5 protein-coding genes and 1 pseudogene are annotated in these 7,235 nt (G+C 48.5%); all 6 read right to left on the reverse strand.

Annotation, left to right across the window (positions count from 1 at the left end):
* Positions 1-3 precede the first annotated feature (3 nt).
* Positions 4-411 carry a cytidine deaminase gene (locus tag BUA56_RS04445; protein ID WP_072849317.1) on the reverse strand — a complete coding sequence of 136 codons (408 nt, stop codon included), beginning with the start codon at positions 409-411 and terminating at the stop codon, positions 4-6.
* The gene (locus BUA56_RS04450; protein WP_072849319.1) at positions 401-1,585 is read right to left on the reverse strand and encodes a phosphopentomutase; all 1,185 of its coding nucleotides are present in this window, start codon (positions 1,583-1,585) and stop codon (positions 401-403) included. The genes BUA56_RS04445 and BUA56_RS04450 overlap by 11 nt, the downstream gene beginning before the upstream one ends.
* Positions 1,586-1,621: 36 nt before the next feature.
* Positions 1,622-3,745 (reverse strand): N-acetylmuramoyl-L-alanine amidase family protein, encoded by a 2,124-nt coding sequence (locus BUA56_RS04455; RefSeq protein ID WP_072849321.1) that lies wholly within the window; start codon positions 3,743-3,745, stop codon positions 1,622-1,624.
* Between the two features lie 147 nt (positions 3,746-3,892).
* Positions 3,893-5,332, reverse strand: a complete 1,440-nt coding sequence (locus tag BUA56_RS04460; RefSeq protein ID WP_072849323.1) for a TrkH family potassium uptake protein — start codon at positions 5,330-5,332, stop codon at positions 3,893-3,895.
* A gap of 10 nt (positions 5,333-5,342) precedes the next feature.
* Positions 5,343-6,704 (reverse strand): Trk system potassium transporter TrkA, encoded by a 1,362-nt coding sequence (trkA, locus tag BUA56_RS04465; RefSeq protein ID WP_072849325.1) that lies wholly within the window; start codon positions 6,702-6,704, stop codon positions 5,343-5,345.
* 269 nt (positions 6,705-6,973) lie between these two features.
* A pseudogene (locus BUA56_RS04470) lies at positions 6,974-7,235 on the reverse strand (group II intron reverse transcriptase/maturase); the annotation flags it as partial.

Consider the following 7,235-nt stretch of genomic DNA (forward strand, 5'->3'; position numbering starts at 1 on the left):
TATCTAAAGGTTATTGCTTCCAAACCGTTCCGGAAGCAGTTCATTCAAGGTATATTCCCTGTAGTCCTCCGGACTTTTAGCCGCCAGAATCCGAAAGCTTCCTTCACAGAACTCTGCCATTACCTGCCGGCACACGCCGCAGGGGAAACAATATTCCTTCCCGGTCTGATCCTGCTTTCCCCCTGCAACAGCAATGGCGGCGAATTCTCTTTCCCCCTCTGAGACCGCTTTAAAAAATGCAGTCCGCTCCGCACAGTTCGTTGGCCCATAGGCAGCATTTTCAATGTTGCAGCCAGTGTAGACTTTCCCCTCCCGGGTGAGAAGGGCCGCCCCGACCCGGAATTTTGAGTACGGGGCATATGCTCTCTCTCTGGCGGCCAGAGCTTTTTCAATCAGTATCTTATTCTCCATCCCGTGCCTCTATCTCTTTCAGAAAACTAGTGCCCGCAATCGTTCCCTCTACCTGGAAGATATCCAGAATGGTTGCGGCAATGTCTGCAAATGACTTTCTTGTACCCAGAGAAACCCCTTTTTTCACATGTTTCCCGCAAACAAGAAGAGGCGTGTATTCCCTTGAATGATCTGTGCTGGGAGTCCCCGGATCACAGCCGTGATCAGCGGTGATCATCAGAATATCATTTTCCCTCATTCCATCCAGGAATCCGCCCAGCCACCGGTCAAATTCAGTCGCTGCCCCCGCATATCCGTCAATATCATTTCTGTGTCCGTAAAGCATATCAAAATCCACCAGATTTACAAAGCAAAGACCGCTGAAAGATGCGTTCTGCCACTGAGCGGTAATTTCCATCCCATTCTGGTTGCTCTCAGTGGATTTCGTCTCAGAGATACCTTTTCCAGCAAAAATATCATATATCTTCCCAACCCCTATAGTCGCCAGGCCGGCCCCGGACAGACAATCCAGCATGGTGTCCTTCGGAGGAATCAGGGAAAAATCATGCCTGTGGGGTGTTCTCTTAAACTCTGGAGCCTTTCCTATAAACGGACGGGCAATGACTCTTCCCACCCCGTGTTCTCCCTGAAGTATTTCCCTGGCCTTACGGCACGCATCATACAGTTCATCAAGAGGGACAATCTCCTCGTGGGCGGCAATCTGGAATACACTGTCTGCAGAAGTATAGACAATATAATCCCCGGTTCTCATATGCTCCTCCCCGTAATCCCGAATTACATCCGTACCGGAATAGGGCTTGTTGCACAGCACGCCTCTTCCTGTGGCTTTGGAGAATGCGTCCAGAACTTCTTTGGGAAACCCATGGGGATACGTGGGAAAGGGCTTTTCTGAAACCAGTCCTGCAATCTCCCAGTGCCCGGCTGTAGTATCCTTTGCCATAGAGGCTTCCTGCATCCTGGCGAAGGAACCCAGTGGGTGTTCCGTACGTTTTCCGCAGGTTACCCCTTCTATATTAAAAAGTCCCAGCTTTCTCATGTTCGGAGTATCATATCTGTCCGATGTGACAATGGTTCCCAGCGTATTGCTTCCCACATCTCCGAACAAATCTGCATCCGGCTCCGCTCCGATCCCGAAACTGTCCAGTACAATTAAAAACACTCTTTTATCATTCATACGTCTCAATTCCTTTCCTACAGCACACTATTACTTTTATTCTTCAAACAGGTCCTTTAATACCTGTTCTGCACTTTTCTTTGTATATCCCTCCGGATCCCTCATTACTTTATTCCCTGATATATCCCAGCGCATCTGGCTGAAATGACTCAGATAATACTGAGGCCCTGAGGAATTGCCGAACTTTTTGTTCCATTCCGGAAAATACTTTTTCATATAAGAATTGGCAAGGGATATGGCTTTGCTGGAATAACTTCCTGAAGGCGTCGTCGTACCGTTGATCTGTACCCCTTTTGGCGAAGAATGTACAAATACCACACTGCCGTCAGCGCACTGCCCGATTACCAGATATACATGATTATGGCAACCGCAGGTAGAACCCATCACATCCCCGGCCCTGTAGTCCTTTACTTTTGAGCGATCGATTTTGCTTCCCCAGCCTCTGGACGCATAATTGGAAACCATAGCGGTGGAGGTTACTGTACAGCTGCTTTTCCCGCTCACTTTATTTAACGCGTTGTAGACAGACCAGCCTACAAACCCGGAACAGTCCAGTCCATTCTCGGACTGGTATCTTGTGGTATTGTAATCATAAGAAGAATTCTGCTTTTCATAAAATTTCCTCCACTGGGGGCTTGGCCCCTTTCTTGTAGCATCTTTATCCCAGCCTCCTCCGTACACATACATGGTTGAGCCTACCGGAACCATGGCATTCTGAAGCAGCCCTTTTATGGTTCCCACAGCCGGTTCGTAGTATTCCCCATTCCGGTTAATCAGATAACCGTCAATGCAGGTATTCACTGCCATGGCACCGCTGCCGTAGAAATAATACCAGGTGCTGCCTACTTTCTGCCAGCCTGCAGCCATTGCGCCGCTGCTCTTCAGGTAATACCAGATTTTGCCCTGGAGCAGCCACCCGGTCTGCATTCCTCCGTCAGCCTTCAGATAATACCATTCTCTCCCTATCTGCTGCCAGCCCGTCTGCATCACTCCGCTTCCGGACAGATAATACCAGGTCTTTCCCACCTGCTGCCAGGAAGTAGCCATAGCACCGCTGCTTTTCAGATAATACCAGCTTTTTCCCCGGAGCAGCCACCCGGTCTGCATTCCTCCGTCAGCCTTCAGATAATACCATTCTCTCCCTATCTGCTGCCAGCCCGTCTGCATCACTCCGCTTCCGGACAGATAATACCAGGTCTTTCCCACCTGCTGCCAGGAAGTAGCCATAGCACCGCTGCTTTTCAGATAATACCAGCTTTTTCCCTGGAGCAGCCACCCGGTCTGCATTCCTCCGTCAGCCTTCAGATAATACCATTCCTTCTGTATCTGCTGCCATCCGGTCTGCATCACACCATTGGAATTCATATAATACCAGACACCTCCGGCCATCACCCAGCCTACAGCCATACTTCCGTCTCCGGTAAGATAGTACCAGGTTTTCCCGTCGGGCAGCCATTCATTCCTTTTCATGCCATACTCTGTCAGATAATACCACTTTCCCTGATCCTTGAACCAGCCGGTCACCAGCCAGCCTGCTTCGTTAAAATAGTAGGCAGAGCCGCTGATAGTCTTCCAGCAGGATTTGGGATATGAGCCGTCTGCGTTTCTATACCACCAGCGTTCCCCTTCCTGCATCCACTGGGCCTGGCTGTATCCCGGAATCCATCTCCCGTCGCCGCCCACGTAATATTTACCGATCCATGCATTTACCGCCATAGCACCGCTTGCTGTGAGGTAATACTCCCCCACCCACTGCTCAGCAGCCATGACACCGGATGCGGAAAAATAGTACCATTGCTCCTTCATATATCTCCAGCCAACAGCCATTCTCCCGTCTTCCTCCAGATAGTACCAGCTGCCGTTCTCCTCCAGCCAGCCTGTATGTAATCTTCCGTTCGAATTATAATAATACCAGGTACCGCCCTCCTGTATCCATCCTATGGTCAGCACTCTGTTTTCTGCCTCCAGAGGCTGTGACTCCCCCGGAGCCTGCCCTGTTCCATCTTCCTCTTCAGAGCCGTCTGCCTGTGTCTCTTCTGTCTGTCCTGTGTCTCCTGTCTCTGCCCAAACACGGTCCTGTCTCATACCGCTTAAAAGAAAAGCAAGCAGCACAAGGCAGATTACTCTGGCAAAATTTTTCTTTCTGTCTTCTCTTTTCATCTTGTCTAACCCCTTCCTGTGTACGCTGTCATCCCCCTATGCATCTGATTATAGCAAACTCCCCTTACACATGCAAAATCTTTCTCTTTTCTGAGATCACAAATAGCGGCTCTGCCTGTATGCATCACCGCTATTGCTTTTTCATGATTAATATTTTTTCCAGCTGGAAGGGGCAAACAGCAGCAGCATGGGAAACAGCTCCAGACGTCCTGCCAGCATATCAAACATCAGCACAAACTTAGCCGGCGCAGAAAAAATTGAGAAATTCTGCGTGGGGCCCACCAGCTCCAGACCAGGCCCGATATTATTCAGGGTAGCTGCCACTGCTGTAAAATTCGTGGTAAAATCCAGCTCATCCATTCCCAGGAGCAGTACAGAGGTAAAAAACACCAGGAAGTATACGGCAATAAAAACATTGGTAGATCGCACAACCTCATGTTCGATCCTGTGTCCGTCCATGGCAATCTTCTTGACACTCCTGGGATGGGAGATCATTCTCAGTTCCTTTTTAATCGTTTTCAGCAGGATGGTAATCCTGGATACCTTGATGCCTCCCCCCGTACTCCCGGCACAGGCGCCCACGAACATCAGAATAATCAAAATTGTTTTCGAAAACTGAGGCCAGAGGTCAAAGTCCACAGTGGCGAACCCTGTGGTGGTGATAATGGATCCCACCTGAAAAAATGCATGCCGCAGGGTTTCACCCCAGCTGCCGAACATGTCCCTGACATTAAAAGCGATCAGGAGTGCACTTGCCAGGATAATCCCCAGATACATCCTCACCTCTTCCATCTTCAGGACCTGTCTCGGCTTTTTGTGAATGATAAGAAAATAAGCACCAAAGTTTACACCGCTGAGTATCATAAACACAGTTACAATATTCTGTATCGCCGGAGAGAAGCCAGCCAGACTGTCTGAGTGGGTTCCGAATCCCCCGGTACCCACCGTACCGAATGTATGGGTAATGGCGTCAAAAGCTGTCATACCTGCCGCGACCAGCAGGACAAACTCTACGACCGTAATGATGAAATAGATGCCATACAAAATCATAGCTGTATTTCTCACTCTGGGAACCAGTTTCCCCACAGAGGGACCGGGGCTCTCCGCCTTCATGAGGTTCATATTGAACCCTCCCACCAAAGGCAGAATCGCCAGGATAAAGACAAATACCCCCATGCCGCCGATCCAGTGAGTAAAACTTCTCCAGAAAAGGCTGGCCTTGGACAAGGCCTCCACATCTGCCAGAATACTGGCTCCTGTAGTAGTAAAACCAGATATCGTCTCGAAAAGCGCATCCACATAAGAGGGGATATCACCGTTCAGCACAAAAGGCAGGGCACCGAAGGCGCTCATGACAATCCATCCTGCCGATACAATCACAAAGCCTTCCCTTGCATACAGCGAAGTATTAGCCGGCTTTTTATGGGAGAATATCAGTCCTATGACGAGGCATAGAACTGCCACTCCCAGAAAGGAGAATCCATCCTGTTCCTGATATAATACTGCCACAAGGCAGGGCAGAGTCAGAAAAGCTGCTTCAAAATTAAGTATCCAGCCTAATATATATAGAATCATTCCGTAATTCATAATCTTTGCCCTAGTCCTCCAATATATCCAGGATATCATGGATTCTGTAATCTGTAACAACAACGATCACAGAGTCCCCCACTTTGATCTTATCCTGTCCGCCGGGAATAATAATCTTTCCGTACCGGTTAATGCCGCATATCAGTATATTCTTCTTCAGCTGAAGCTTTTCCAGAGGAATCCCGACCACAGGTGATTCTTCTTTGATTAAAAACTCCAGGGCCTCTGCCCGGTTATCATTGAGCTTATAGAGATTCTCTACATTGCTGCCCATGGAGTCCTGCATAGACCGTACATACTGGATAATAAATTCCGTAGTAATGTATTTGGGATAGACAATACAGTCCAGGCCCAGATTTTCAATTACCTCGTCAAAGGAAATTCTATTCACTTTTGTGACAAGCTTTGCTTTTGATTTACTCTTTGCAAACAGAGAGAGCAGGATATTCTCCTCATCAAAATTTGTGAGAGCGGCAAAGCCCCGGATCTGCTCCAAGCCCTCCTCCAGAAGGAGGTTCTGGTCAGTCCCATCCCCGCAGATAATGCTGGCCTTTGGAAGCAGCTCACTTAGTTCCTCACATCTCTGCCTGTTCTGCTCAATAATTTTAACATCAATCCCTGCATGGATCAGACGAAGGGCCAGATAGAATGTAATCTTCCCGCCGCCAACGATCAAAACATTGGGAACCCGGTTGGTCTCTACTCCTATCTTCCGGAAAAACTGGCTGGCCCTGCTCGGAGCGGCCACAATAGAGACTATGTCCTTTTCCTGAAGTACAAAATCCCCCAGAGGAATAAAAACCTCCTCTCCCCTCTGCACCATACAGACAAGCACCTCGCAGCCCAGCTTGCCTCTGATATTAGAGACGGGTGTATCATGAAGCTTATTTCCCACAGGAATGCGGAACCGCAGAAGCTCGATCCGCCCTTTGGCAAACGTGTCTATTTTAATGGCGGAAGGGAACCGGAAGATACGGGCCATCTCCGATGCCGCAGCATACTCCGGATTAATTATCATTGCCAGGCCCAGTTCCCGCTTCAGGAATTCTCCCTCGCTGCTGTAGATAGGGTTTCTCACCCTTGCAATTGCCTTGCAGTTTCCCGCCTTCTTGGCTATCAGGCTGCAGAGCAGGTTTCTCTCGTCTGAATCTGTCACTGCAATCAGCAGATCCGTGTTGTCAATATCAGCCTCTTTCAGAACACTGTAGCTTGCTCCGTCCCCCACATATCCCATAACGTCAAAATCATTTGTCACACGGGATATCCGGTCCGGATTCCTGTCTACCACAATTATATTGTGGTCTTCCTCCCCGCTCAACTGGTCTGCCAGAGTATATCCTACCTTCCCGCAGCCCACAATCATTATCTGCATTTTTCTCCTCCGTAGATTTCGCTTTCCCGTGTTAATTACAGCCTGGCTGTCGGGAAAACAGCTGTCATTTTACTGACAGCCCTAGTAATCTATAATAGCAACTTCTATACTATTTATCAATATCCTTTGTGTAATAATTTTGTTCAATTATTTCCCGGATGTTGTATCTTCATTATAGCAGAGCAACAGAGAAACACAATCGAGTAGGAGGGAGTGATTAACTCCCGTCCTCTCACACCACCGTGCGTACCGTTCGGTACACGGCGGTTTCAATAGTTGACGTGCACAGACTGATAGGCAGTGGCTAAATCATAGAAGCCACTGTTTATCAATCTTTCTTTTGTTAATGCTCTGTTGACCGCTCCCATTCCCGATACATACCAGTATTTCCTGCGGCTGTTTGCCGCCTGATGTGCAAAATATTCGGGTATTCCGTGTTTCATAAGGTTTCTTTTCCTTGTTTTGGGTAACTTCCACTGTTTCCATATGCACATACGAATACGGTGATACAGCCATGAGTTCAGTTCGTCT

Source organism: Lactonifactor longoviformis DSM 17459 (assembly GCF_900129135.1).
Lineage (GTDB): Bacteria > Bacillota > Clostridia > Lachnospirales > Lachnospiraceae > Lactonifactor > Lactonifactor longoviformis.

Coding starts and splice junctions, on each gene's coding strand:
- BUA56_RS04445 (WP_072849317.1), bottom strand. CDS start 411: ATGGAGAATAAGATACTGATTGAAAAAGCTCTGGCCGCCAGAGAGAGA.
- trkA (WP_072849325.1), bottom strand. CDS start 6,704: ATGCAGATAATGATTGTGGGCTGCGGGAAGGTAGGATATACTCTGGCA.
- BUA56_RS04455 (WP_072849321.1), bottom strand. CDS start 3,745: ATGAAAAGAGAAGACAGAAAGAAAAATTTTGCCAGAGTAATCTGCCTT.
- BUA56_RS04450 (WP_072849319.1), bottom strand. CDS start 1,585: ATGAATGATAAAAGAGTGTTTTTAATTGTACTGGACAGTTTCGGGATC.
- BUA56_RS04460 (WP_072849323.1), bottom strand. CDS start 5,332: ATGAATTACGGAATGATTCTATATATATTAGGCTGGATACTTAATTTT.